Origin of the sequence: Cryobacterium flavum (genome assembly GCF_900103805.1) — a bacterium.
Lineage (GTDB): Bacteria > Actinomycetota > Actinomycetes > Actinomycetales > Microbacteriaceae > Cryobacterium > Cryobacterium flavum.
This window is the reverse complement of record NZ_FNIB01000006.1, coordinates 270,673-294,906: the sequence shown is the minus strand read 5'-3', so window position 1 is coordinate 294,906 and position 24,234 is coordinate 270,673. Positions and strand designations below refer to the sequence as shown.

Here is a 24,234-nt window from a genome sequence, read left to right as displayed (position 1 = left end):
CTACTAATCTAGAGGTATGCCCTCCGTAGTTTCCGAAAACGCTCCTGCCACACCGACCCAGGCCTGGGGATACGGCCTCGCCACCGTCGCCACCGACGGCACCGTGCTGGATACCTGGTTTCCCACCCCGGTACTCGGCGCGCTGCCGACCGGCCGCGATCGCTGGATCGTTCCGGCGGAGTTGAGCGAAGCGGCTGGCGACGACGCCCGCCGCGCGGTACGCCTCGAAGCCGTCACTGTGGAAATCACCCTCGGCGCGGCACCAGCCAGCACGTCGGATGCCTACCTGCGGCTGCACCTGCTCTCGCACCTCCTCGTTCTGCCGAACAGCATCAACCTCGACGGCATCTTCGCTTTTCTGCCCACCGTAGTGTGGACCAACGCCGGTCCCATGGTGCCGACCGATTTCGCCCGCCTGCGCCCGACCCTGCAGCGCGCCGGCATTCAGGCCAGCGGCGTCGACAAATTTCCACCGCTGCTTGACTATGTCGTTCCGACCGGCGTGAGAATAGCAGATGCCTCCCGCGTGCGGCTCGGCGCCCACCTCGCCCCCGGCACCACGGTGATGCACGAGGGCTTCGTCAACTTCAACGCCGGTACCCTCGGTTCCTCCATGGTCGAGGGCCGCATCTCGCAGGGCGTCGTGGTCGGTGACGGCGCGGATATCGGTGGCGGCGCATCCATTATGGGCACCCTGTCAGGTGGCGGAACGCAGCGCATCTCGATCGGCGCGCGCGCGCTGCTCGGAGCCAATTCCGGCGTGGGCATCGCGATCGGCGATGACAGCGTGGTCGAGGCCGGACTCTACGTGACGGCCGGCACCAAGGTTGTGCTCGTCGGCGAACCACGGCTCACCGACGGCACGTTCGCCACGGTGAAAGCGGTCGAGCTCTCCGGCGTGCCTAACCTGCTGTTTCGCCGCAACTCCATCTCCGGCGCCGTCGAGGTGCTCGCCCGCAGTGGCAGCGGAATCACGCTGAACGCCGCACTGCACGCCTGAGCTGGTGCTGACAAGCGGATGTCGGTGGGTTCCGCTAGCATCCGGGTAGCGTACATCCGCTCTTGCGGGAACGCGCGATTCACGAAGGAGTGACGTGGGAACCGACGCACCGCGCAGCAAGGGGCACCGCCGCGTTCGGCGATTACTGATCGCACTCGCGACCGTCGTCGGCCTGGTGCTCGTCACTGCAGGGCTCGGTGTCTATACGGTCACGCGGTCATTCCCAACGCTCGCGGGCAACGTCGAGATCACCGGCCTCTCAAGCGCCGTCACGGTCACGCGCGAGACGTACGGAATTCCACAGATCACCGCGAAGACGGCGAGCGACCTGTTTCTCGCTGAGGGCTACGTGCACGCCCAGGACCGGTTCTGGGAGATGGATTTTCGCCGCCACGTCACGAGCGGCAGGCTCTCGGAGCTGTTCGGCGAGAGCCAGATCGGTACCGACACGTTCGTGCGCACCCTCGGCTGGCGAGCCGTCGCCGAGCAGGAAGTGGCCCTGCTCGACCCGGTGACTCTCGGCTATTACCAGTCCTATGCCGACGGAGTGAACGCCTACCTCGACACCCATCAGGGCGCCGATCTATCGCTGGAGTATGCCGTGCTGGGCCTCCAAAACCCCGGGTACGAGGTCGAAAAGTGGACCCCGGCTGATTCCGTGGCCTGGCTGAAGGCCATGGCCTGGGACCTGCGCTCCAACCTCGACGACGAAATCGACCGGGCTCTGCTGTCGACGACGCTCACGCCCACCGAGGTGAGCCAGTTGCATCCCGACTATCCGGCCGCGCAGCATCCCTCCATCACCGGCAGCCAGGCCCTCACCCTGCCATCGGCCGGGGCGCCGCAAGCCGCCGAGCCGGCCCCGGATTCAACGGATGCCCCCGCCGCGCTGGCTTCGGTCGACTCCTACGCCGGAGCCCTGGCCGAGCTGCGCGCGCACCTCGGGTCGGTGCCCGAACTGCTCGGGCCGGCCGGCGGGGAGATCGGCTCGAATTCATGGGTGGTCTCCGGCGCCCTCACCGATACCGGCAAGCCGCTGCTGGCCAACGACCCGCACCTCGGCCCGGCGTTACCCTCGGTCTGGTACCAGGTGGGGTTACGCTGCCAGTCGATCACCGCAGATTGCCCGTTCGACGTGGCGGGATACAGCTTCTCCGGCATGCCCGGCGTGATCATCGGCCACAATGAGCGCATCGCGGGGGGGTTTACCAACCTCGGGCCCGACGTCGCCGACCTTTACATCGAGAAGGTCACCGGCGACAACTACGAATTCGACGGTGTTGCGAAACCCCTGCTGCTGCGCGACGAGAAGATCTCCGTCGCCGGTGGTGACGACGTGAAGATCGAGATTCGTTCGACCGAACACGGGCCATTGCTGAGCGGGTTCGACGGCACCAGCTACCAGCGGATCGCGAGCGACTTTCCCGAGGCCACCGGGCTGACACCCGCCCCCGCCGCCGAGGCCGGCGCGGAGCAGACCAGCTACGAGCTGTCCCTGCAATGGACGGCGCTCACGCCGGGGCACACGGCATCCGCTATTTTCGCTTTGAACCAGGCGACCGACTGGACCAGTTTTCGCGCCGCGGCCGCCCTGTTCGAGGTGCCGGCGCAGAACCTCACCTACGCCGACGTCGACGGAAATATCGGCTATCAGGCGCCCGGGCTCATTCCCATTCGGGCCAGTGGCAACGGCACCCTGCCCGTTCCCGGCTGGACCAGCCAGTACGGCTGGACCGGATACATCCCCTTTGATGCCCTGCCCAGCACGTTCAATCCGCCGAGCGGATACATCGTCACGGCCAATAACGCGGCCACCGACCCGAGTTACCCATACCTGCTGACCGCCGACTGGGACCTCGGCTACCGGGCGAACCAGATCACGGCTCGGCTGCAGGAGCTCATCGCCGCGAAAACCCCGATGACAGCCGAACTGATGAGCGAAATTCAGGGTGACAATTACAGTGCCATCGCAGCGACGCTCGTTCCGGCGCTGCAGCAGGTGCGGCTCACCGGTGACGCCGCCAAAGCGCAGAAGTTGCTCGACGGCTGGGACTACCAGGTCGACGTCGACAGCGCGGCCGCGGCGTACTTCAACGTGATCTGGCGCACCCTGCTGCACGATATTTTCACCGGCAAGATCGACGACGGCGCTGCTCTCACCGGTGGCGACCGCGCGTTCTCCGTGGTCACGAGCCTTCTCGACCAGCCAAACTCCCCCTGGTGGTCGAACGCTTCCTACGGCACCGTTGGCCAAGAGAGCATGCTGCGACGCGTGATGACGGATGCCGCGGCCGAAGCCGCCGATCTCATGGGCTCCAACCCACAGGACTGGCAGTGGGGCAGCATCCACACCCTGGAACTCACCAACCAGAGCTTCGGTAAGTCCGGCATCGCCCCGCTTGAGTGGTTATTCAACCGCGGGCCGTACGAGCTCGCCGGAGGTTCGGCCGTCGTCAACGCGGTCGGCTGGGATGCCACCCAGGGCTACCAGGTGGACTGGGTGCCGTCAATGCGGCAGGTGGTGAGCCTGGAGAATTTCGATGACTCCACCTGGATCAATCTCACCGGGGCATCCGGTCACGCCTTCCACCCCAACTACACCGACCAGGCGCCACTCTGGCGTGATCACGAGACCCGTCCGTGGCTGTTCACGCCGGCCGCCATCAACGCCGTCGCCACCAACACCCTGACGCTCGAGCCGGCCTCATAGGGCCCCGGGTGAGCAGCGGCGCTCGTTACGGACAGCGGCGCGGAGGGGACGCAGCGAGTCGACGACGCCGACACCCCCTCGACCGTGTGCTCGAACGGAGACCCCGCGAAACCAGGTATAAAGACGATTCCCTGCGGCAACGGCCAATTTCTGCCGGCTACTGACGACTCCCTCGCACTCCAACACGCTAAATCTTGGTGACACATCAGAGCTCCCGTTTCAGCGGTCTCGGGCCCCGCGATCCCGCGAGTCGGGACCGCCATCGCCCAACACGCCCCAGCCTGCGGGGCGCCACCATCCGCCGGTCGAGACCGACATCGCCCAACGTGCCGCGGTCTGCGGTCGCCGTTGCGTGCGGGTTCACTTCGGGCGGGTCGAGCCGCAGCGGCTCCTGCATGAGCGGGTTCTTGCTGGGCAGCGCAATCAGTGTCTGCTCGGGGTCGAATTCGACGGCGGGTTGCAGCCAATACTCTCCATCGAGGAACAGGATCTTCCACTGCCGGTTGTGCAGCAACAAATGGTGCAGAACACAGAGCAGTATGGCCTGGTCGATGTTGGAAAAGCCCAGATCAACCCAGTTTTGAATGTGGTGAGCTTCACTCCACGACGGTGGTTGGTCACACCCGGGCCAGCGGCATCCGCCGTCACGCACGGCGAGGGCGCGGCGTTGCTCGCGGTTGAACAGGCGTGCATCCCGGCCAACATTGAGGGATTGCCCGGCTTGGTCGAGCAGAATACCGAGGTAGCCGGTGTCACACAGATGTCGGGCAATGGTCTCCGCTGACACCGGAGCCGAATTGTCCTCGATATAGCCGAACACCCCCGTTCCTGGCGCGGCCGGGGAAGGCTGCGTGCTCGGAGTGGTCTGCGTGGCCGTCCCGGCCGTCCCGGTGGACTGGGCCCGCGGCAGCAGCGGCGGCCGTGGCAGCAGCATCCGCGGCGGCCTGAGCGACCCGCGCCGCGAGCACCTCGGCATCGGAGAGACCGGCGAACTATGATCGCTACTTGACGCAGAGGGATTGGGCTGATTGCCGCGCTGCTCCAGAGCCAGTGTCAGTTTCTTGTATACGAAGGATTGCGGGGTTCAATCTGCCGAAACCTTCACGGCCTCATCTTTGAACTCAGGAGTGAATTCCCGGCGTGTTTCCCGTGATAAATATTCTCTCTGTTGAGGTTTCCACCATGCGAGGTCAAGGCCACTACCTCTTCACACCACTCAATGCTAAGACAAGCTAACGGTCTATTGGGTGCGGCCACCGACGCCGTGACCGCACCCGACCGCTGTCACTGACGAGTCGCGATGGCTTCTTTTTCGACGACCGGCGCGCGGGTGGGGGCACGGAGCGTAATTGCAGCAAGCAGGGCGCCGGCCAGGGCAATTGAGGCTGCACCGATGAATGCCGAAGAGAATCCAGTGGTCAGCGCCGGAAGGTTCCCACTTTCCGTCGCACCGTTCGCGGCTGCAAAGGCTGTCATCGCCGCTAGCCCGAGAGCGGATCCGACCTGGTAGCTGGTGTTGACGAGGCCGGAAGCGAGGCCGCCCTCCTGCGGCGGAGCGCTGGAGATCGCCGTGCCGAGGGTCGGGATGAACGCCAGGGACATCCCGAGTGCGGCCAGAAGCGACGCCGGGAGGACATCCACCCAGAAGTTTCCGTCCACGCGAACGAAGGACAACCACATCAGGGCGCCTGCGAGCACGACGAGACCGCTCACCGTCATCACTTTCGGACCGAATCGCGCAGCGAGTCTCGGTGCAAGCAGGATCATGGTGATCATGGTGAATGCGGTCATTGGTAGGAGCGCGGCACCGCTGGGGAACGCCGAGTAACCCAGAACTTGTTGCAGGTAGAGATTCAAGAAGAACCACATTGGGATCCACGCGGCGGCGAGCAATAACTGGGCGAGGTTGGCCGCGGCTAAATTCGGGATCCGGAAAATCGACAATCGCATTAGCGGCTGCTTCCGGCGAGCCTGAACGAGCACAAACAATCCGAGCAAGGCGACCGCTCCGGCGAGAGTTCCCCACGTTTCTAGACTGTCCCATCCAGACTCAGGTGCTCGGACGATCGCGAAGACACCGAGGGCAAGTCCAGCGGTGACCAATAGGGCGCCGGCGGTGTCGATGGAGCCGCGAATCCGCGGTCCGTCTGCCGGGAGCGCCGTGGCGACGAGAGCGATGACCACGAGGGCGAGCGGGATATTAATGAAGAAGACCCAGGGCCACGACATGTACTCGGTGATGACCCCGCCGAGGAACACGCCTGCCGTTCCCCCTGCCGGTGCGGCCGCACCATAAAGGGCCAGCGCGCCACCGAGCTCCTTCGGGCTCGACCCGAACGTCTTCATCAGCAGCGTGAGTGCCGCGGGTGCGATGAGTGCCGCGCCGGCTCCCTGTACGCCGCGTCCAATCAACTCCAACGCGACGTTTCCGGCAAGCCCCGCGACGGCGGAGCCGACGAGCAGTACGACCCAGCCCGTGGTGAACATTCGTCGGGCGCCGAAGACATCCCCGAGACGCCCGCCGAGCAAGAGGAGCCCCCCGAATGTGATGACGTAGGCGTTGAAAACCCAGGAGAGATTCTCCGGGCTGAAGCCCAGTTCCTCCTGCATGCGAGGCAACGCCACGCCCACGATTGAGGTATCCATGATCACGACGAACTGCGCGAGTGCGATGAGGAAAAGCGCGAGCCTCTTCTTTCCCCGTCCCGGTATTGATTGAGACATTCCAGATTCCCTTCGTTTTCGCCGTAGTCGGCGATTCCACACTTCAGATTTATACCCTACGGGGGTATGGTAACAGGAATACCCCCAGTGGGTATATTGTTGGGCATGTTAGTACCCCCTAGGGGTATGTGTTCGATTCAGCAAAGGAGAGTTTTATGACAATGCGCGAATATCAGGTGACCGGGATGACCTGCGGTCATTGCGAGACGACGATCCGGGAAGAGGTCAGCCAGATAGTAGGCATCCAGTCGATCGACGTGAGCGCGAAGACCGGAAAGCTTGTCGTGACCAGCCAGGCCGAGCTAGACGACACAGCCGTCCTCGCAGCGGTCGAGGAAGCCGGCTACGGGGCGGTGCGTGTCCCATGAAGGTCCCCCTAAAGCTCGGACTCTTTGGAGTGGGACTCGCGGCCCTATTTACCGCTTCATTTGCTACCGCAGGCGCAGTGGTTCCCTCCCAAACCACGGCGGCCTGGACGCAGCCAACGGAAGAACATGTCATGGACAGCAACGACACACAGCTGGCCGCATCAGTGAAGGGCCTGTCGATGGAACAGGACGGGTTCCTCCTGGGGGAGATCTCGTCCCCCGGCATGGCAGATCAGGAGGGAACACTCGCGTTCACGATCTCCAACGCCACAGGAACGCCGGTCACCGACTTCGAGGCCTCCCATGACAAGAAACTCCATCTGATCATCGTGCGCACGGACGGGACCCAGTTCCGCCACGTGCACCCAACCATGGATGCCCATGGCGTATGGTCACTGCCCTGGAAGTGGAACGCCGCCGGCAGCTACCGGGTCTACGCGGACATCGTCCCGGCAGCAACGGGACAGAACATCACTCTGACCCGAACGGTCCAGGCGGCCGGAGAATTCACCCCCGCCACGCCGGCTCCAGTTTCTGCCGCGGATACGGTCGATGGCTACAACGTGGACCTGGCCGGTACGCTGAGCACCAGCGAACAGGCCATGCTCACTGTCTCGGTTTCCCGTGATGGAGAACCGGTCACAACACTGCAGCCGTACCTGGGTTCTTACGGACACCTTGTCGCCCTGCGCGAAGGGGACCTGGCTTACCTCCACGTCCACCCCGAGGGCGAAGCACCCCGGCCCGGCGCCGTCTCCGGCCCGGACGTGACATTCATGACCGAGGCCCCGACCCCGGGACGCTACCTGCTCTACCTGGACTTCCAGGTCGACGAACAGGTCCACACGGCCCAATTTGTCCTAACCGCCACCGGGCCCGCCCAGTTTGCGGATCCGGGCGAACCTGCCGAACATTCCGGGCACTGACCACCATAGACACCGCGCGCCTGGCCCATCCCGTGATCAGGAAGCGCACCACCGAGGAGGACCCATGTCCGCAACATCGACCCAGCCGCAAACGCTGGGCAACACCATCGAGCTAGAGATCGGGGGGATGACCTGCGCCTCCTGCGCGATGCGAATCGAGAAGAAACTGAACAAGCTCGACGGCGTGATCGCGACCGTCAACTACGCCACCGAAAAGGCGAAGGTCACCGCTCCCGCCGGACTGGACCCATTGGCGCTGATCGCCGAGGTCGAAAAGACCGGCTATACGGCGGCGCTCCGCACACCGAAAACGGCCCACCCGGCGAGCGACGATGCGGAGCAGCCCGACCCCGAGCTGACATCGCTGCGGAACAGGCTGATCGCGTCCATAGTGCTGTCGTTGCCGGTCATCATGATGGCCATGGTTCCGGCGCTGCAGTTCAATTACTGGCAGTGGGCGTCCCTGACGCTGGCCGCTCCCGTGATCGTGTGGGCGGCCTGGCCCTTTCACAAGGCAGCGTGGACCAACCTGCGCCACGGCGCGGCCACGATGGACACGCTGGTCTCGGTCGGCACGTCCGCTGCGTTGCTGTGGTCACTCTTCGCACTGTTCTTCGGAACAGCCGGACTGCCGGGCATGACCCATGGGTTCTCGTTCACGATCAACCCCTCCGACGGCGCCGGGAACATCTACCTGGAGGTCGGCGCCGGAGTGACCATGTTCATCCTGGCCGGGCGATACTTCGAGAAGAGGTCCAAGCGCCAGGCGGGGGCTGCCCTGCGCACACTGCTCGGGCTGGGGGCTAAGGACGTCGCGGTTGTTCGGGACGGGGTCGAAACACGGATCCCCGTCGAGCAGTTGTCGGTGGGCGATGAGTTCGTCATACGACCGGGTGAAAAGATAGCCACGGACGGGGTGATAGTCGCGGGTACCTCGGCGGTGGATGCGAGCATGCTCACCGGCGAGTCGATCCCAGTCGAAGTCGGTGAGGGCGACGCCGTGACCGGCTCAACCGTCAACTTCGGCGGCCGTCTGGTCGTGAGTGCCACCAGGGTTGGCTCGGACACCCAGCTGGCACAGATGGCCAGGCTCGTCGAGGACGCCCAGTCGGGCAAAGCCGAGGTCCAACGCCTCGCCGATAAGGTCTCCGGAATCGTCGTACCGATCGTCATCGCCGTGGCCATCGGGGTGCTCGGCGCTTGGATCGGTGCCGGCTTCCCGCTCAGCGCCGCCTTCACGGCCGCCGTCGCGGTCCTGATTATCGCCTGCCCCTGTGCCCTCGGACTCGCAACCCCAACCGCGCTACTAGTCGGCACCGGACGGGGCGCCCAGCTGGGCATCCTCATCAAAGGCCCGGAAGTACTCGAGTCCACCCACAAGGTCGATACGATCGTCCTCGACAAGACAGGAACGGTCACTACGGGCAAGATGACGCTGATTGACGTGTTCACCATCGACGGAACCACCCGGGAGGACGTTCTGAGGCTGGCCGGCGCATTGGAGGACGCCTCCGAACACCCGATCGCCCAGGCCATCGCCAAAAGCGCAACCCAGCAGATCGGCTCACTTCCGGTACCGGAATCGTTTACGAACGTCCAAGGCAAGGGCGTGCAGGGCACTGTGAATGGCCATGCCGTGCTCGTCGGGCGCGAGAGCCTACTGGCGGACTGGTCCCTTCACCTTCCCAAGACGCTCGCCCTCGCAAAGGCCACCGCGGAATCTCAGGGCAAGACAGCGGTCGCTGTCGCCTGGGACGGTCAGGCCCGTGCGGTTTTGGTCGTCGCCGATGCCGTCAAGGCCACCAGCGCCGAGGCGATCGCCCAGTTCAAAGCACTCGGGCTGAACCCCGTGCTCCTGACCGGAGACAATAAGGTGGTCGCCGAGCACGTCGCAGCGGAGGCCGGAATAACCGAGGTCATTGCCGAGGTGATGCCCCAAGACAAGGTCGACGTCATCACCCGCTTGCAGTCCGAAGGGAAAGTCGTGGCGATGGTCGGCGACGGCGTGAACGACGCCGCGGCCCTAGCCCAGGCCGACCTGGGCCTGGCGATGGGAACCGGGTCGGACGTCTCGATTGAAGCCGCGGACATCACACTGGTGCGCGGGGACCTCCGCTCCGCCGCCGATGCCATCCGCCTGTCCCGCAAGACCCTGGGCACCATCAAGACAAACCTGTTCTGGGCCTTCGCCTACAACGTCGCGGCCATTCCGCTGGCCGCGTTCGGACTGCTGAACCCGATGCTCGCCGGCGCCGCTATGGCGCTCTCGAGCGTATTCGTGGTCAGCAACAGCCTTCGCCTCCGGTCCTTCAAGTCCAAGGCGAACACCACGGCGTCCACCTCAGCATTGCACACTCCCGTGCGGCAACTGCAAGGCGTCTGACTGTCCCCGCCCAAAAGGAAACACTTCCCGTTCCATCGAAAGGAAACCCTTCAATGAGTAACAGCTGTTGCAGTGCCACCGCCGACAACAATGCCCTTGTCGCCGCTGCCATTCCTCTGTCAGCCGAAAACCTACTCGCCGCCAGCGGTGACGACCTCGCCGAGTGCCCCGTCATGACCGGAAGCCAGGTCGTGAAGGCAGACGCGGAATCCACAGGCCTCTTCCGCGACTACGAGGGTATTCGCTATTGGTTTTGCTGCGCAGGCTGCGGACCCCTGTTCGACGCTACTCCCGCAAAATACGCCACGGCCACTTGAGTATCTTGGGGTGGTGCCGGCGGGAGCCGGCACCACCCCAACCATTCTTGTCAGAGATCCATACCGACCCGAACCCAGGCCACCCAGAGGGTAGAGACTATGAGCGAGTACCCGGAACACGGGGACCACGGATTACCCTGGGCCCCGCGGGTCCGGGCCCGCACACCCATCACCATGACGGTACCGTCGCGAAGAACGAAGAAGGAAGAACGAAGAACAACGACATGGAAAAAATCACTCCCACCGGGGCCACCGCAGAGCCGTGCCACACCACGCACGGCTACATCGGTGACAAAAGCCAATACCTCGCTCGTCTAAAACGCATCGAAGGCCAGGCCCGTGGCATCCACCGCATGGTCGACGAGGAAACATACTGCATCGACATCCTCACCCAGATCTCGGCCCTCACCAAAGCATTGGAAGGCGTTGCACTCGGACTCCTCGATGACCACCTCAAGCACTGCGTCGTCGACGCCGCCAAGCTCGGCGGCGAGCAGGCAGACATCAAGATCAAGGAAGCCTCCGACGCCATAGCCCGCCTCGTTCGCTCTTGACGGCTGCCAGCTGAATTCACGCAGGAACGAGCAGACGCGTGGACGGGCGCAGCCCCTCGTGCGGAGAGACACCGCAGGACTGATGGGTCAGCCCCAGCACGGGGTGGCCACCCTGTTGCCTGGTGGAACTACTCATCATCGACGAAGCAGAACGCCTCACCCCCACGGCCCTGGAACTCTTCCGCGATCGCCAGGACCGCACCCACCTCGCGATGATACTCACCGGCAAGCCCGATCAGAGATTCCGCGACTACCCCCCAGCGGTACAGCCGATTCGGATTCTCACACCACTACCGAGCCCGCGCGCGCGAAGAACTACTCTTCATCCTCGAGCGGCATTGGAAAAGGCTGGGCCGACCTCGGCCTCGCCGAATTCTCGACCACCCCCACCAGCCACGTGCACACATTCAAGGGCGCCTACACGGTCACCCTCACCGTCGATTACCGAGCCGACTACAGCTTCGGCGACCAGGGCTGGCGACCCATTGAGGGAATCGTCTCCGTCCCCTCCGCACGGTTCACCGTCGTCGCCGCCAAAGAATCCACGGTGCTCGTCGCCCAAGACTGCAACGCCGAGCCCACGTCCCCGGCTGCTGACGCCGCTGCGCACTTCGAGGAACCGGTTAGAGATGAGGGCACCCCTACCCCTCATCTGTAATGGGTGCCGCGACTAACGAGCCTGTCTACCGGCGCGGGTAGTCGCGGGCCGCGGAGCCCACATAGAGCTGCTGCGGGCGGCCGATCTTGGTCGCCGGATCCTCGTTCATCTCACGCCAGTGAGCGACCCAGCCGGGCAGACGGCCGATCGCGAAGAGCACGGTGAACATGCGCGTCGGAAAGCCCATGGCCTTATAGATGACGCCGGTGTAGAAGTCGACGTTGGGGTACAGGCGACGTTCCTTGAAGTAGTCGTCGCTCAGCGCGATGTGCTCGAGTTCCTGCGCGATGTCGAGCAGGTCGTCCTTCACCCCGAGAGCGGCGAGCACCTCGTGGGCGCTCTCCTTGACCAGGGTAGCCCGCGGGTCGTAGTTCTTGTAGACCCGGTGGCCGAAGCCCATGAGCTTCACGCCCTGCTCTTTGTTCTTCACACGTTCGACGTACTTTTCGACGCCCTGACCGGATGCTTGGATCTCCCCGAGCATCGACAGCACGGCTTCGTTGGCACCGCCGTGCAGCGGGCCGAACAGAGCGTTGATGCCCGAGGACACCGATGCGAACAGATTGGCCTCGGTCGAACCGACCAGTCGAACCGTGGAGGTGGACGCGTTCTGCTCGTGGTCTTCGTGCAGCATAAGCAGGCGTTCGAGCGCCTTGCTGACGACCGGGTTGATCTCGTACGGCTCGGCCATGTTGCCGAAGTTGAGCTTGAGAAAGTTGTCAACGAAGCTCAGCGAATTGTCGGGGTAGAGAAAAGCCTGGCCGACGCTCTTCTTGTGGGCGTAGGCGGCCATGACCGGCAGCTTCGCGAGCAGGCGGATGGTCGAAATCTCGACCTGCTCCGGGTCCTTCGGGTCGAGCGAGTCCTGATAGAAGGTCGACAGGGCCGATACGCCGGAGGCGAGCACGCTCATCGGGTGCGCCTTGTGCGGCAGGGAGTCGAAGAAGCGGCGCATGTCTTCGTGCAGAAGCGTGTGGTGACGGATGCGATCGTCAAAGTTGGCCAATTCGCTTGCGCTGGGAAGCTCGCCGTAGATCAGCAGCCAGGCCGTCTCGAGAAAGTTCGAGTTCTGGGCGATCTGTTCGATCGGATACCCGCGATAGCGCAGGATGCCCGCGTCGCCGTCGATGTAGGTGATCGCGGAGCGGGTGGCCGCGGTGTTGACGAAACCGTAGTCCAGCGTGGTGAGGCCGGTCTTCTTGGTCAGGGTGGAGATGTCGATGCTCGACACACCGTCCACGCTGGTCAGGATCGGGAACTCTGCGCTCCCGCCGGGGAAAGTGAGGGTGACCTTGTTGGGGTCAGCGCTCATCGGTTCGCCGGATGTTGTCTGCTGCGCGACGTTGGTCACGGAGCCTCCTCGGGTATCACTGCCGGATGAAATGTGGCGACGCGTCACTGAATCGGCCAGTGGTGAAACTGCTGTGGTCGATTCTGTCGCGATTACAGCCTAATCGGCCTGACCGCCTACTGTTGCATCAGCTAAGAGTTCGGGCGGTTCGTTGGTGATAGTCCACAGAGGTCCACCCCAGATGGGGGCTATTTCAGGCCAGAAGGCGCGATGCGGCAGCAGCGATGCGCTCATCCGTCGCGGTCAGCGAGAACCGCACGTGTTCCGGGTAAACATCGCCGTAGAACGGCCCCGGGCCGGCCAGAATGCCGAGTGCCGCCAGCCGTTCAATGGATTCCCACGCGGGTCGTCCCTCGGTCGCCCAGAGGTAGAGCCCGGCTTCGCTCCGATCGATGCGAAAGCCGGCCTTTTCGAGGGCGGGGCGCAGCACAGCGCGGCGCGCACGATAGCGCTCCTTCTGCACGGCGACATGCTCGTCGTCACCGAGGGCGGCGATCATGGCCGCCTGCAGCGGCGCCGGGAGCATGAGTCCGGCGTGCTTGCGCACGGTGAGCAGCCGCCCGAGCACGCCGCCACAGCCCGCGGCGAAGGCCGCTCGATACCCGGCCATGTTGGACTGCTTGCTGAGCGAATAGATCGCCACGATGTTGCGGCGGTCTCCCTCGATCACTCGCGGGTCGAGGATGCTCGGGATCGGCTCGGAATCCCAGGGGGCGTCCCAGCCGAGCTCGGCATAACACTCGTCACTCACGATGACGGCATCGAGTTCTCGAGCGCGGGCAACGGCGGCCCGCAGGTCTTCGACGGACAGCACCCGGCCGTCCGGATTGCCGGGGCTGTTCAGCCAGATCAGCTGGGTCGACTCCGGCCACTCGGCGGGATCGTCGGAGGCCAGGGCAGTGGCGCCGGCAATGGCGGCGCCGATCGCATAGGTCGGGTAGGCGGCTCGCGGGTGCACGATCGTGTCGCCCTCGCCGAGCCCGAGCATGAACGGCATGAGCGCAACGAGTTCCTTGGAACCGATCGTGGGCAGCACGTTCTTCGGCTGAAGTCCGGTGACGCCGCGGCGCCGGGCATACCAGGCGATGATCGCCTGCTGCAGGGCGGGCGTACCGACGGTTTGCGGGTAGGCGTGGGCATCCGAAGACCTGCGCAGCGCCTGCTGCACCACGTCGGGCGTGGCGTCGACCGGCGAACCGATCGACAGGTCGACGATGCCGCCCTGGTGCTGCCGGGCCTGCGTAGCGAAGGGGACCATTTGGTCCCAGGGGTAATCGGGAAGCGGCTTCAGCACGTAGACCGCTTAGTGCGTAGCCTGCGGCGGCAGTGCGGAGATTACCGGGTGGTCCTTGGCGAGCACGCCGACCTTGGCGGCGCCGCCCGGGGAACCGAGGTCGTCGAAGAATTCGACGTTGGCCTTGTAGTAGTCGGCCCACTGTTCGGGCAGGTCGTCTTCGTAGTAGATGGCCTCGACCGGGCAGACCGGTTCGCAGGCTCCGCAGTCGACGCACTCGTCTGGATGGATATAAAGGGAACGTTCGCCCTCATAAATGCAGTCCACCGGGCATTCGTCGATGCAGGCACGATCTTTCACATCGACGCACGGAAGAGCGATCACATACGTCACAGGCTGGGGATTCCCTTCGAGAGCGGACTCCTGATTCTACGCCCCTCGGTCGGCGCCCCTTATCGGCGGCGCGGCGGCAGTTTCGGCCAAGCCAGCACGAACGCCGCGATGAGCGCCGGAACGACAGTCCACAGGGTTCCCGGCAGGCCGGCCGGCACGAGCACCGATCCGCCTGAGCCGCGAAGGGACAGCACGAAAATGGTCAGGAGCAGCCCAGCCGCGGCCAGTCCGACCACGAAACGGTCCCCCACCACGAGGCGCAGCCCGAGCAGCAGCGCGCCGATGCCGACGAACGCGATGGCCAGGCCGATCGGCAGCTCCGCGCCGAACACTGTCAGGGTGGCCTGGTGCGCGATGGTTCCCAGCACGCCAAAGAGGATGCCCGCAGCCAAGCCCCCGAGACCGGCCAGCGACCGGTTCGCGATGGTGAGGCGAGCGGGGCGGGGCGCGGGCGGCGGCAGGGAGCGGCGCGGGGCATCCGTTCTGAGGAAGGTTTCCGTGTCGGTGATCAGGTCGGTGCTGCCGTCGGCGAGGGTGCGCGTGCGGTCGGTCACGCCCCAGCGCGCGGAAAAGTGGGCGAGCGCGCGCAGCTTCTGGTCGAGGTGGTCTCCCACGTCGATCGCGATGAGGCGCTGGCCGGGCGCCTGCCGCACCGTGCGGGCAAGGAACACCGGCAGCCCGGCCTCGTGTGCGGCGGTCGTCGCCATCTCGCGCAGTGCATCCGTGACGGTTCCTACGACCACGGCCGTCGCACCGAGCTCGTCAATCGCAGTGTGCAGCGTCTCGGTGAGGTCGGGCTCTGGCGGCAGGCGGTGCCAGCTGCGCGCTCCCAGTTCGGCCAGCGCGCCGGAGACAGCGGCATCATCGGTTGCGACCCACGCGGCGGTCGGGGCAGCGGCCAGCGCGGCGGCATTCGTTTCGGCCGGCGCGGCGGCGTAGAGCACGACCACCCGCGACCCATCGGCGCGGAGCCGTGCGATCGTGCCGCCGGTCAGGGCGGATTCATCGCCAGGCCGGGCATGCACGAACAGAATTCGCTCGCCGCTGCCGGACATGACCATGGGCGTACGCACCGTTTCTGCTCTGCGGGCTGTTCGTTGCTGGGTAATAGCTGTGCCCGAATCAAATCATAACTAGACACGATCGCGCGGTTCGGACTAAAGTCATCATCGGTAAGGTTAGCCTTACCAAATTTTTTCGCCCGAAACCATTGCCCGAATTGTTCGAGGGACCCTGTGCTCGCAAACTACCTGATCGGCCTGCGCGAAGGCCTTGAGGCCGCGCTGATCGTGACGATTCTTATCGCCTACGTCGTGAAAATCGGTCGACGTGACGTGCTGCCGCGCATCTGGCTCGGTGTGGCTCTGGCCGTGCTGCTCGCCCTCGGCATCGGCGCGCTGCTCACCTATGGCACCTATGGGCTGTCGTTCACTGCCCAGGAGACCATCGGCGGCGTGCTGTCGATCGTTGCGACCGGCCTGGTGACCTGGATGGTGTTCTGGATGCTGCGCACCGCACGCGACCTCAAAGGCCACCTGCAGGGCAACATCGACAAGCACCTCGTCGGTGCCGGCCTAGGGCTCGTACTCGTGGCCTTCCTCGCCGTCGGCCGGGAGGGCATTGAAACGGCCCTGTTCATCTGGGCCGCAGTGCAGGCGACCGGCGCAACGACCATGCCGCTGCTCGGCGCTGCCCTCGGCATCCTGACGGCGATCGGCTTGGGCGTTCTGATCTACGCCGGCATGCTCAAGATCAACCTGTCGAAGTTCTTCACCTACACGGGTGCCATCCTCATCGTTGTGGCCGCTGGCGTGCTCTCCTACGGTGTGCACGACCTGCAGGAGGCTGGCATCCTGCCCGGGCTGAACGCCCTCGCCTTCAACGTGAGCGCCGCCGTGCCGCCGGACAGCTGGTACGGCACTCTGCTCAAGGGCACCCTGAACTTCTCCCCCGCCACCACCTGGCTGGAGATGTTCGCCTGGCTGGCCTATGCCGTGCCCACCCTGACGGTGTTCATCAGAAAGAGCGGTCACGGCCGCACGAGCGCCCGCCCGGCCCCGGCAGCACCAACCGCGCCGGCGCCCACGCCCGTCGCCGCGCACTGACTTTTCTCGCCCAGTTCAAAGGATCTCCATGCCCCGTGTCTTACGTTCCGCCAGCCTGCTCGGCCTCGGTGTTCTCGGAATCGGCCTCCTGAGCGGCTGTGTCGCCAACAACCCGGCAGCCACCCACACGGCACTCACCGTGGACAGCAGCGCGACCGACTGCGCGGTGAGCGCGAACGAGGCACCGGCCGGCAGCATCCGTTTTTCGGTCACCAATTCCGGTGACCAAGTGACCGAGTTCTACCTGTTAGCCGAGGACGGCCTGCGCATCGTCGGTGAGGCCGAGAATATCGGCCCCGGCCTCAGCCGCGACCTGGTGGTACAGCTCGATGCCGGCAGCTACTTCACCGCGTGCAAGCCGGGCATGACCGGCGACGGTGTCGGCAAGGCCGAGTTCACCGCCACCAAAACGGATGCCGCCGCCACCGTCGACGTTGACCTCGCCGCCCAGATCGTCACCGCCAACACCAACTACGGCTCCTACGTGAGCGACCAGATCGACCAGCTCGTCACCGGCACCGACGCGTTCGCCGCAGCCTATCCCGCCGGGGACGATGACACCGCCCGCAGCCTGTACGCCTCCACCCGGGTGCACTGGGAGCGCGTGGAGACCATCGCCGAATCGTTCGGCGACCTCGACCCCAAGCTCGACCTGCGCGAGGCCGACCTCGAGGAGGGCCAAAACTGGACCGGCTGGCACGCCATCGAGAAGGACCTCTGGCCGCAGGACGCTGAGGCCGGCTTCGTTGCCTACACCGCCGACCAGCGTGCGGCACTCACCGAACAACTCGTCGCTGACACCGCGACCCTGCACGAGAAGGTTGAAGGGCTCACCTTCACCCTGTCGCAGCAGACCAACGGGGCCATCGGCCTACTCGACGAGGTCGCCACCGGAAAGGTCACCGGCGAGGAAGAGATCTGGTCCCACACCGACCTCTGGGACTTCCAGGCCAACGTTGACGGCGCCAAAGTTCTCTACGACGGGGTGCGTCCCATTTTGCTGAAAACGGATGCCGACCTGGCCGCGTCGCTCGACACCGAGTTCGGCTCGCTGCAGGCGCTGCTCGACGCCCAGCGGGTCGGCGACGGCTTCACGCTCTACACCGACCTCACTCCGGCCGAGATTCGAGCCCTCGCCGACCAGGTCAACGCGCTTGGCGAGCCGCTGAACCAGCTCACCGCAGCGCTCGTGTTGTGAGTCGCTCCGCGAAGCGCACCGTGAAACGCGATAAGCGCACCGGGTCCGCCGATCTGGCCGTGCCAGCCCGCGGCCTGTCCCGGCGCGGTCTGCTCGGCCTCGCCGGGGCCAGCGTGGCCGGCATCGGGCTGGGGGCAGCCGGGGACCGGGTGGCGCTGGCGGCGTCTGCGTCGCCGGGGGCGGCATCCGCTTCGGCGGTCTACCCGTTTTACGGCAGCCATCAGGCCGGCATCGTCACGCCCGCGCAGGATCGCCTGCACTTCGCCGCGTTCGACGTCTCGGCCGGCACGACGCGGGCGGAGCTGATCGAGCTGCTACAGGACTGGACCATCGCCGCCGCCGCCATGACCGCCGGCCAGGATATCGGCGAGTACGGCGCCGTCAGCGGCCCCTACGACGCCCCGCCCGAAGACACCGGCGAGGCCCAGGGACTGCCCACGGCTGGCCTCACCATCACGTTCGGCTTCGGCCCGACCCTATTTGAAACAGCGGATGGCGTCGATCGCTTCGGCATTGCGGCCCGCCGCCCCGCAGACCTCACGCCGCTGCCGCACTTTCCCGGCGACGACCTCGATGCCGGCCGAAGTGACGGCGACCTGTGCATCCAGGCCTGCTCCAATGACCCGCAGGTGGCCGTGCACGCCATTCGCAACCTGTCCCGCATCGCCTTCGGGCGGGCAGCCCTGCGCTGGTCGCAGCTCGGCTTCGGGCGCACGTCGTCGACCTCGACGGCCCAGGCCACCCCGCGCAACCTGTTCGGATTCAAGGACGGCACCGCCAACATCAAGGCCGAGCAGCCCGACGTGGTCAACGACCAGGTCTGGGTGTCGTCCTCCGACGGGCCGGCCTGGCTGGCCGGCGGCTCCTACCTGGTGGCGCGGCGCATCCGCATGACCATTGAAACCTGGGATCGCACCATTCTCAGTGAGCAGGAAACGGTGTTCGGCCGCACCAAAGGTGCCGGCGCACCGCTCTCCGGTGGAACCGAGTTCAGCGAGCCCGATTTCACGATCGCCGGTCGGGAAAACCAGCCACTCATCGGCGCCGCTGCCCACATGCGGCTCGCGCATCCCATGCAGAACAAGGGTATGAAGCTGCTGCGCCGGGGCTACAACTTCGTCGACGGCAACGATGACCTCGGCCGCCTCGAGGCCGGGCTGTTCTTCATCAGCTTCCAGCGTTCGCCGGCCCAGTTCACGACCGTGCAGCTGAACCTCGCCAAGCACGATGCGCTCAACGAGTACATTCGCCACGTCGGGAGTGCGTTGTTCGTGGTTCCGGCCGGAGCCGCCGACGGAGCCTACGTCGGGTCCGCCCTCTTCGCATAACGCGCGATTACTTCAGCGCGTCAGGCAGCGGCGTCACCGTGTACAAAATGCCATCGGCGTTCCCCGCGACTACGACGCCGTAGGTCGCGTTCGTCACGGTCACCACTTCGGAGTCGGCACCCGGAACACCTACAGCCACGCTGAACCCGGCAGCGAGAAGCTGCGCCCGGGCATCCTCGATCGGCGTGGCCGACGTTGCCTTGATCGTGACGACCCAACCACCGACCTCGCCCTCGCCGATGCCGCCGGTGGCGAACAGAACCTCGCCGTCGATGAGCGGCACTTCGGCCGGCCAGTCTTTCGGGAGCGAGCCATCGAGGCTGACGTCGCCCCCGGTCGCATCCTGCACGACCCCGTTCACGGTCTGCTGCACGGTGTCGCCGATCGAACAGGCCGCCAGCGCGGGCAGGGTGGCGGCGATCATGAGCGCAAGCACGAGGCGGCGGCTACGGGAGGAAATAGTCATGTCAAGTCCTTCAAGTTCGTCTGAATTCTAATGCGGCCTCCGCACGCAACAATGCCCCCTCGGCGAACCGAGAGGGCATCGTGGTGCGAAGGGTTAGTTCGCGTCCATCTTCTTCACGCGCGAAACCTGACGCGAGCGAGCGGATGCCGTCAGCTCTACCTTGCGAATACGCACGGCGGCCGGGGTGACCTCGACGCACTCGTCTTCACGGGCGAATTCGAGGCACTGCTCGAGCGACAGCTGCTTGGGCGGTGTCATCGACTCGAACGTGTCGGAGCTGGACTGACGCATGTTGGTCAGTTTCTTTTCCTTGGTGATGTTCACGTCCATGTCGTCGGCGCGCGAGTTCTCGCCGATGACCATGCCTTCGTACACCTCGCTGGTCGGCTGCACGAAGAACGACATGCGCTCCTGCAGGTTGATGATCGCGAACGGGGTGACCGCGCCGCTTCGGTCGGCCACGATGGAACCGTTCGTACGGGTGTTGATGGTGCCCGCCCAGGGCTCGTAGCCGTGCAGGATCGCGTTGGCGATACCGGTACCGCGCGTGTCGGTGAGGAACTGCGTGCGGAAGCCGATCAGGCCGCGCGACGGAACGATGAATTCCATGCGAACCCAGCCGGTGCCGTGGTTGGCCATGTTCTCCATGCGACCCTTGCGAGCGGCGAGCAGCTGCGTGATGGCGCCGAGGTATTCCTCGGGCGCGTCAATGGTGAGGTGTTCGAACGGCTCGTGCACCTTGCCGTCGACGCGCTTCACAACTACCTGCGGCTTGCCGACGGTGAGCTCGAAGCCTTCGCGGCGCATCTGCTCGACCAGGATGGCGAGGGCCAGTTCTCCACGACCCTGCACCTCCCAAGCATCCGGGCGTCCGATGTCGACGACCTTGAGCGAGACGTTACCGACCAGCTCACGGTCGAGGCGGTCCTTGACCATGCGGGCGGTGAGCTTGTGGCCCTTGACCTTGCCCATGAGCGGCGAGGTGTTGGTGCCGATGGTCATCGAGATGGCCGGGTCGTCGACCGTGATGGTCGGCAACGGGCGAACGTCGTCGGGGTCGGCGAGGGTCTCACCGATGGTGATGTTCTCGATACCGGCAACGGCAACGATGTCGCCGGGGCCGGCGCTCTCGGTCGGGTAGCGGTCCAGCGCCTTGGTGATCAGCAACTCGGTGATCTTCACATTGGTGACGGTGCCGTCCTGCTGCACCCAGGCCACGGTCTGGCCCTTCTTGATGGTGCCCTGGAAGATGCGCAGCAGCGCGAGGCGACCGAGGAACGGCGAGGCGTCGAGGTTGGTGACGTGCGCCTGAAGCGGGTGCGTGTCATCGTAGGTCGGTGCCGGGATGTGCTTGAGGATGGCGTCGAACAGCGGCTCGAGGTCGTCGTTGTCGGGCAGCGTGCCGTCTTCGGGCTTGTTCCAGCTGGCGGCACCGTTACGGCCGGACGCGTAGACGACGGGCACGTCGAGCACGGCGTCGAGGTCGAGGTCGGGAAAGTCGTCGGCCATGTCGCTCGCGAGGCCGATGAGCAGGTCCTGGCTCTCGGCCACAACCTCGTCGATGCGCGCGTCGGGACGGTCGGTCTTGTTGACCAGCAGGATGACGGGGAGCTTGGCTTCGAGCGCCTTGCGAAGCACGAAACGGGTCTGCGGCAGCGGGCCCTCTGATGCGTCAACGAGGAGAACAACGCCGTCAACCATGGACAGTCCGCGCTCGACCTCGCCACCGAAGTCAGCGTGGCCCGGGGTGTCGATCACGTTGATGGTGATGGGACCGTCGGTGGCGTGGATGCCCTTGTACGAAACCGCCGTGTTCTTGGCGAGAATCGTGATGCCTTTTTCGCGCTCGAGTTCGTTCGAGTCCATCGCGCGCTCTTCAACGTGAGAGTGGTCAGCGAAGGAGTCGGTCTGCTTGAGCATCGCGTCAACCAGCGTCGTCTTACCGTGGTCAACGTGAGCGACGATTGCAACATTTCGGAGGTTATTGCGTGTAGCAATCGCCATAAAAATAGATCCTTACGAAGAATGAGTGCCGCAGAGTCTCGCGCGCGACGAAGAATGGATACCAGGGGTCATAATGTGACCCAAAGTACTATCCTACCGTATCCACGCCACCGGATCGGTGGGAGTGGCGCGCGTCCCGTTCCTCTTACCCCTTGGCGGCCTGACGAGCCTCCCGGCGGATGCGCTGTTCCACCGGGTCCGGCACCGGAACCGCGCTGATCAGTCGCTGCGTGTATGGATCCTTCGGCGCACGCAGGATCTCATCGCTCGTGCCCTGCTCCACCAGGCTGCCGGTGTGCATCACCGCAATCCGGTGGGCGAGAGCGTCGACCACCGCGAGGTCGTGACTGATGAACAGGCAGGCGAAGCCGAGCCGTTCCTGAAGCTCGTGCAACAGATCGAGAAAACGAGCCTGCACCGAGACGTCCAGCGCACTGGTCGGTTCGTCGGCAACCAACAGGTCCGGATGCAGGGCGAGCGCGCGCGCAATGCCGACCCGCTGTTTCTGCCCCCCGGACAACTCGTGCGGAAAGCGGTTGCGGTAGCTCGTCGGGAGTTCAACCTGTTCCAAGAGCGTTTGAACACGCTTGTCGAGGTCGGCGCCACGCGCCTCGCCGGACAGATAGAGGGGTTCCCCGATCGATTCTCCAATCGGCATCCGCGGGTTCAGCGATGACGCCGGGTCCTGAAAGACGATGCCCGCCTTGCGGCGCAGGGGTCGCAGGTCGCGCATTTTCGCGTGCGAGATGTCGATCCCGCAGGAGATGAGCGTGCCGTCGGCGATTGGGAGCAGTCCGACGGCGGCGCGTCCGAGCGTTGTCTTGCCCGAACCAGACTCGCCGACCAGGCCGACGATCTCCCCGGGGAAAATTTGAAAGTCGATGGAATCGGCGGCCCGGAACGCGGGAATACGCCCACGCTTTGGATAGTCGATGGAGACATTCTGAAAATCGAGGACCGGTTTGCCCCCGACCGGGTGAGCCACCTGTTCCCGGGCGACCGTTTCTATGCCGCGACCGAGGTGCGGCACCGCGGCGAGCAATTGCTGCGTGTACGGATGCTGGGGACGATTGAAGATGTCGTCGATGGGCCCGGCCTCGACCGTGAGCCCGTTCTTCATGACCATGACCCAGTCGGCCAGATCGGCAACAACGCCCATGTCGTGGGTGATCAGGATGATGGCGCTGTCGAGCCGCGTGTGCAGATTGCGCAGCAGGTCGAGAATTTCGGCCTGCACGGTGACGTCGAGCGCGGTCGTCGGCTCGTCGGCAACCAGCAAGACCGGGTCACACGAAATCGACTGGGCGATCATGGCCCGCTGCCGTTGTCCGCCGGACAGCTGGTGCGGATACTTGTCGAACGACAGCGTGGGGTTGGGCATTTCGACGAGCGTCAGCAGTTCGATGGCGCGAGCTTTGGCCTCGTGCGGAGAGAGGTCGAAGTGCGAGCGCAGGGCTTCTACAATCTGGAAGCCCACCGTGTAGACCGGATTGAGGGCCGTCATCGGCTCCTGAAAGATGGTTGCGACGTCGTTGCCGCGCACCTTGCGAATTTCCGACTCGGGGATGCCGCAGATCTCTTTACCGAGGAGTTTGATCGACCCGGTCGTGCGTGCGTTTTGCGGCAGGAGTCCGAGCAGCGCCATGGTCCCGGTACTCTTGCCCGAGCCCGACTCCCCCACGATGGCGAGCACCTCGCCGCGGCGCACCTGGTAGTTCATGTTGATGGCCGCCGGGTAGAGCTCCCCCTCGACCCAGAAATCCACATTGAGATCGGCGACCTCGAGTACGGCCTCGGTGACGGGCCGAGAAGTAGAGCCGTCGCCGGTCGAAATGGTTGCTTCGTTACTCATGAAAGGGGGGTCCTGTCTGTGTCGAGCGCGTCGTCTGTGAAAATGGACCTATGTCGATCTTCACATTTCGTCCTGTTTTTGGCCGCGTTCTGGCCGGCGTTGTTGCCGTGCTGTGCCTGGCGGGGTGCATCGGCCTGGTGTTGGCGAACGACCTGGAGAATCTGGTACGCACCGTGCCGCTGCTGCTGTTCTTCGCCGCAGTAGCCGGAGCTTTGTTCTGGCAGCCGCACATTGTGATTGAGCAACACGGCATCACGGTCGTCAACGTGTTCCGCACATTTTTCGTGCCGTGGCCGCACGTGCAGCGAATCGACACCCGCTACACCCTGACCCTGTTCACCGCCGAGCGGCGAATTCCGGTCTGGGCGGCGCCGAGCCCCGGCATCCGCGGTGCGATCGCGATCGAGCGCTCCGATGTGACGAACCTCGGCGATTCCGCCTATGGGGCCGGCCGAAGTGTTCGGCCGGGAGACTCGGTGACGACCGCATCCGGACAGGTCGCCTTTGTGTTGCGGCAACGATGGGAACAGCTGCGGGACGCCGGACACCTGGATGGAACCGCCATCGATCCGGATGCCCTCCGCGTGACCACCCACCGGGTCACCATCGCGGTACTCGCCGGACTGCTCGCCGCCTCGATACTCGGTCTCGTTCTGTAGAACC

General features: G+C 64.9%; 22 protein-coding genes and 1 pseudogene. 14 read left to right on the top strand and 9 right to left on the bottom strand.

Annotated features, from left to right (window positions below):
* Window positions 1-16: 16 nt before the first annotated feature.
* Window positions 17-1,000, top strand: coding sequence for a 2,3,4,5-tetrahydropyridine-2,6-dicarboxylate N-succinyltransferase (gene dapD, locus BLS91_RS11065; protein WP_092340760.1), 984 nt, complete (start codon window positions 17-19; stop codon window positions 998-1,000).
* A gap of 94 nt (window positions 1,001-1,094) precedes the next feature.
* Window positions 1,095-3,710: a penicillin acylase family protein gene (locus BLS91_RS11060; RefSeq protein WP_092340759.1), complete on the top strand. Its 2,616-nt coding sequence runs from the start codon at window positions 1,095-1,097 to the stop codon at window positions 3,708-3,710.
* A gap of 205 nt (window positions 3,711-3,915) precedes the next feature.
* Here the strand turns inward: BLS91_RS11060 and BLS91_RS11055 are convergent, their stop codons facing one another.
* On the bottom strand, window positions 3,916-4,530 hold the full coding sequence (locus BLS91_RS11055) for an HNH endonuclease signature motif containing protein (RefSeq protein ID WP_092340758.1): 615 nt from the start codon (window positions 4,528-4,530) through the stop codon (window positions 3,916-3,918).
* A gap of 31 nt (window positions 4,531-4,561) precedes the next feature.
* Between BLS91_RS11055 and BLS91_RS20655 the strand changes: the two genes are divergently transcribed.
* On the top strand, window positions 4,562-4,708 hold the full coding sequence (locus BLS91_RS20655) for a hypothetical protein (protein ID WP_233197399.1): 147 nt from the start codon (window positions 4,562-4,564) through the stop codon (window positions 4,706-4,708).
* Window positions 4,709-4,994: 286 nt separating this feature from the next.
* Here BLS91_RS20655 and BLS91_RS11050 read toward each other — a convergent pair whose 3' ends face one another.
* On the bottom strand, window positions 4,995-6,434 hold the full coding sequence (locus tag BLS91_RS11050) for an MFS transporter (protein WP_092340757.1): 1,440 nt from the start codon (window positions 6,432-6,434) through the stop codon (window positions 4,995-4,997).
* A gap of 155 nt (window positions 6,435-6,589) precedes the next feature.
* Here BLS91_RS11050 and BLS91_RS11045 point away from each other — a divergent pair, with 155 nt between their 5' ends.
* The 7 genes and pseudogenes from BLS91_RS11045 to BLS91_RS19615 all read left to right on the top strand — a co-directional run bounded on the left by BLS91_RS11045 (window position 6,590) and on the right by BLS91_RS19615 (window position 11,640).
* The gene (locus tag BLS91_RS11045; RefSeq protein WP_092340756.1) at window positions 6,590-6,802 is read left to right on the top strand and encodes a heavy-metal-associated domain-containing protein; all 213 of its coding nucleotides are present in this window, start codon (window positions 6,590-6,592) and stop codon (window positions 6,800-6,802) included.
* Window positions 6,803-6,933: 131 nt separating this feature from the next.
* A complete protein-coding gene (locus tag BLS91_RS11040; RefSeq protein ID WP_233197398.1) occupies window positions 6,934-7,728 on the top strand; it encodes a DUF748 domain-containing protein in 795 nt (264 codons plus the stop codon).
* A gap of 64 nt (window positions 7,729-7,792) precedes the next feature.
* The gene (locus tag BLS91_RS11035; protein WP_092340754.1) at window positions 7,793-10,111 is read left to right on the top strand and encodes a heavy metal translocating P-type ATPase; all 2,319 of its coding nucleotides are present in this window, start codon (window positions 7,793-7,795) and stop codon (window positions 10,109-10,111) included.
* 53 nt (window positions 10,112-10,164) lie between these two features.
* Window positions 10,165-10,428, top strand: a complete 264-nt coding sequence (locus tag BLS91_RS11030) for a YHS domain-containing protein (protein ID WP_092340753.1) — start codon at window positions 10,165-10,167, stop codon at window positions 10,426-10,428.
* 224 nt (window positions 10,429-10,652) lie between these two features.
* Window positions 10,653-10,982: a metal-sensitive transcriptional regulator gene (locus tag BLS91_RS11025; RefSeq protein ID WP_092340752.1), complete on the top strand. Its 330-nt coding sequence runs from the start codon at window positions 10,653-10,655 to the stop codon at window positions 10,980-10,982.
* Window positions 10,983-11,104: 122 nt separating this feature from the next.
* Window positions 11,105-11,167 (top strand): annotated as a pseudogene (locus BLS91_RS20650) (hypothetical protein); the annotation flags it as partial.
* Between the two features lie 212 nt (window positions 11,168-11,379).
* The gene (locus tag BLS91_RS19615) at window positions 11,380-11,640 is read left to right on the top strand and encodes a hypothetical protein (protein WP_134505151.1); all 261 of its coding nucleotides are present in this window, start codon (window positions 11,380-11,382) and stop codon (window positions 11,638-11,640) included.
* Between the two features lie 25 nt (window positions 11,641-11,665).
* On the opposite strand, the gene BLS91_RS11015 is transcribed toward BLS91_RS19615, so the two are convergent.
* The 4 genes from BLS91_RS11015 to BLS91_RS11000 form a co-directional block, all read right to left on the bottom strand.
* Window positions 11,666-12,952 carry a citrate synthase gene (locus tag BLS91_RS11015; protein WP_092340800.1) on the bottom strand — a complete coding sequence of 429 codons (1,287 nt, stop codon included), beginning with the start codon at window positions 12,950-12,952 and terminating at the stop codon, window positions 11,666-11,668.
* A gap of 232 nt (window positions 12,953-13,184) precedes the next feature.
* Complete coding sequence (dapC, locus tag BLS91_RS11010; RefSeq protein ID WP_276326802.1) at window positions 13,185-14,285, bottom strand: succinyldiaminopimelate transaminase; 1,101 nt, start codon at window positions 14,283-14,285, stop codon at window positions 13,185-13,187.
* Window positions 14,286-14,294: 9 nt separating this feature from the next.
* Window positions 14,295-14,618, bottom strand: coding sequence for a ferredoxin (gene fdxA / locus BLS91_RS11005; protein WP_092340750.1), 324 nt, complete (start codon window positions 14,616-14,618; stop codon window positions 14,295-14,297).
* A gap of 59 nt (window positions 14,619-14,677) precedes the next feature.
* On the bottom strand, window positions 14,678-15,691 hold the full coding sequence (locus BLS91_RS11000; RefSeq protein WP_134505150.1) for a PIG-L deacetylase family protein: 1,014 nt from the start codon (window positions 15,689-15,691) through the stop codon (window positions 14,678-14,680).
* A 162-nt stretch (window positions 15,692-15,853) separates the two neighbouring features.
* Here BLS91_RS11000 and efeU point away from each other — a divergent pair, with 162 nt between their 5' ends.
* From efeU to efeB, 3 genes are read left to right on the top strand one after another with little or no spacing between them, the layout of a single operon-like run.
* Window positions 15,854-16,723: an iron uptake transporter permease EfeU gene (gene efeU, locus BLS91_RS10995; protein WP_092340748.1), complete on the top strand. Its 870-nt coding sequence runs from the start codon at window positions 15,854-15,856 to the stop codon at window positions 16,721-16,723.
* Window positions 16,724-16,751: 28 nt separating this feature from the next.
* Entirely contained in the window at window positions 16,752-17,921 is a 1,170-nt protein-coding gene (gene efeO / locus BLS91_RS10990) for an iron uptake system protein EfeO (RefSeq protein ID WP_092340747.1), read from the top strand.
* A 20-nt stretch (window positions 17,922-17,941) separates the two neighbouring features.
* Window positions 17,942-19,249, top strand: coding sequence for an iron uptake transporter deferrochelatase/peroxidase subunit (gene efeB, locus BLS91_RS10985; RefSeq protein ID WP_092340799.1), 1,308 nt, complete (start codon window positions 17,942-17,944; stop codon window positions 19,247-19,249).
* A gap of 7 nt (window positions 19,250-19,256) precedes the next feature.
* Here the strand turns inward: efeB and BLS91_RS10980 are convergent, their stop codons facing one another.
* The 3 genes from BLS91_RS10980 to BLS91_RS10970 all read right to left on the bottom strand — a co-directional run bounded on the left by BLS91_RS10980 (window position 19,257) and on the right by BLS91_RS10970 (window position 23,571).
* Window positions 19,257-19,715, bottom strand: a complete 459-nt coding sequence (locus BLS91_RS10980; protein ID WP_092340746.1) for a hypothetical protein — start codon at window positions 19,713-19,715, stop codon at window positions 19,257-19,259.
* A 93-nt stretch (window positions 19,716-19,808) separates the two neighbouring features.
* Window positions 19,809-21,719, bottom strand: coding sequence for a translational GTPase TypA (gene typA / locus BLS91_RS10975; RefSeq protein WP_092340745.1), 1,911 nt, complete (start codon window positions 21,717-21,719; stop codon window positions 19,809-19,811).
* A gap of 145 nt (window positions 21,720-21,864) precedes the next feature.
* A complete protein-coding gene (locus tag BLS91_RS10970; RefSeq protein WP_092340744.1) occupies window positions 21,865-23,571 on the bottom strand; it encodes an ABC transporter ATP-binding protein in 1,707 nt (568 codons plus the stop codon).
* Window positions 23,572-23,621: 50 nt separating this feature from the next.
* Between BLS91_RS10970 and BLS91_RS10965 the strand changes: the two genes are divergently transcribed.
* Window positions 23,622-24,230 (top strand): PH domain-containing protein, encoded by a 609-nt coding sequence (locus tag BLS91_RS10965; protein ID WP_092340743.1) that lies wholly within the window; start codon window positions 23,622-23,624, stop codon window positions 24,228-24,230.
* Window positions 24,231-24,234 lie beyond the last annotated feature (4 nt).

What these genes read in the sequence shown, in the direction of transcription:
- dapD (WP_092340760.1), top strand. Translation starts at nt 17, where the DNA reads ATGCCCTCCGTAGTTTCCGAAAACGCTCCTGCCACACCGACCCAGGCC.
- BLS91_RS11050 (WP_092340757.1), bottom strand. Translation starts at nt 6,434, where the DNA reads ATGTCTCAATCAATACCGGGACGGGGAAAGAAGAGGCTCGCGCTTTTC.
- BLS91_RS11045 (WP_092340756.1), top strand. Translation starts at nt 6,590, where the DNA reads ATGACAATGCGCGAATATCAGGTGACCGGGATGACCTGCGGTCATTGC.
- BLS91_RS11040 (WP_233197398.1), top strand. Translation starts at nt 6,934, where the DNA reads ATGGACAGCAACGACACACAGCTGGCCGCATCAGTGAAGGGCCTGTCG.
- BLS91_RS11035 (WP_092340754.1), top strand. Translation starts at nt 7,793, where the DNA reads ATGTCCGCAACATCGACCCAGCCGCAAACGCTGGGCAACACCATCGAG.
- BLS91_RS11030 (WP_092340753.1), top strand. Translation starts at nt 10,165, where the DNA reads ATGAGTAACAGCTGTTGCAGTGCCACCGCCGACAACAATGCCCTTGTC.
- BLS91_RS11025 (WP_092340752.1), top strand. Translation starts at nt 10,653, where the DNA reads ATGGAAAAAATCACTCCCACCGGGGCCACCGCAGAGCCGTGCCACACC.
- BLS91_RS11015 (WP_092340800.1), bottom strand. Translation starts at nt 12,952, where the DNA reads ATGAGCGCTGACCCCAACAAGGTCACCCTCACTTTCCCCGGCGGGAGC.
- efeO (WP_092340747.1), top strand. Translation starts at nt 16,752, where the DNA reads ATGCCCCGTGTCTTACGTTCCGCCAGCCTGCTCGGCCTCGGTGTTCTC.
- BLS91_RS10980 (WP_092340746.1), bottom strand. Translation starts at nt 19,715, where the DNA reads ATGACTATTTCCTCCCGTAGCCGCCGCCTCGTGCTTGCGCTCATGATC.
- typA (WP_092340745.1), bottom strand. Translation starts at nt 21,719, where the DNA reads ATGGCGATTGCTACACGCAATAACCTCCGAAATGTTGCAATCGTCGCT.
- BLS91_RS10970 (WP_092340744.1), bottom strand. Translation starts at nt 23,571, where the DNA reads ATGAGTAACGAAGCAACCATTTCGACCGGCGACGGCTCTACTTCTCGG.
- BLS91_RS10965 (WP_092340743.1), top strand. Translation starts at nt 23,622, where the DNA reads ATGTCGATCTTCACATTTCGTCCTGTTTTTGGCCGCGTTCTGGCCGGC.